This is a genomic window from Pseudomonas sp. K5002 (assembly GCF_013386655.1).
Classification (GTDB): Bacteria; Pseudomonadota; Gammaproteobacteria; order Pseudomonadales; family Pseudomonadaceae; genus Aquipseudomonas.
The window spans coordinates 1-543 of record NZ_JACARK010001715.1 but is presented as its reverse complement, the minus strand read 5'-3'; the positions used below and the strand labels follow the sequence as shown (position 1 = coordinate 543).

At 66.1% G+C, this 543-nt stretch carries 2 pseudogenes; both read right to left on the bottom strand.

What is annotated here, in order from left to right:
- A pseudogene (locus tag HX846_RS38875) lies at nucleotides 1-256 on the bottom strand (ABC transporter substrate-binding protein); the annotation flags it as partial.
- A pseudogene (locus HX846_RS38870) lies at nucleotides 249-543 on the bottom strand (sulfonate ABC transporter ATP-binding protein); the annotation flags it as partial. The pseudogenes HX846_RS38875 and HX846_RS38870, both read right to left, overlap by 8 nt.

Below are 543 nucleotides of genomic sequence, written 5' to 3'. Positions count from 1 at the left end.
CGAGGTCCACGGCGCCGGCGCGCAAGGCCTCGAACAGCGGCGCGGCGCCCTGGAAGTTGGCCCACTGGACCTTGTAGTCGATGCCATCCAGGGCGTGGGCGGCCTCCACCACCGTACGCAAGCCCTTGGCCTGGTCACCGAGGATCAAGGTCACACCCGACAGATCCGATGCAGACTTCGGCGCTTCAGCGGCTTTGTCGCAGCCGCCCATCAGCAGTGCAGCCGCCAACAGGCAAAGGGTTCTGAATTCAACCATGGGCAAACCGCCTGACGCTGGCGTTCGCAGGCTGGGCGGCCGGGGCGTCCACTTCAACCCCCAACAGGCTCAGCAAGCGCGCGCGAATCGCCTGGAAACCGTCCTGGCCGGTATCCCGTGCACGGGGCAGGTCGATGCGCAGTTGCTCGGCAATCTTGCCCTCCGCCAGCACGATCACGCGGTCGGCCAGCAGGATCGCTTCGTCGACGTCGTGGGTCACCAGCAACACGGCCGGCGTGTGTTTGCGCCAGAGCTCGATGATCAGGCGATGCATCTTGATGCGGGTC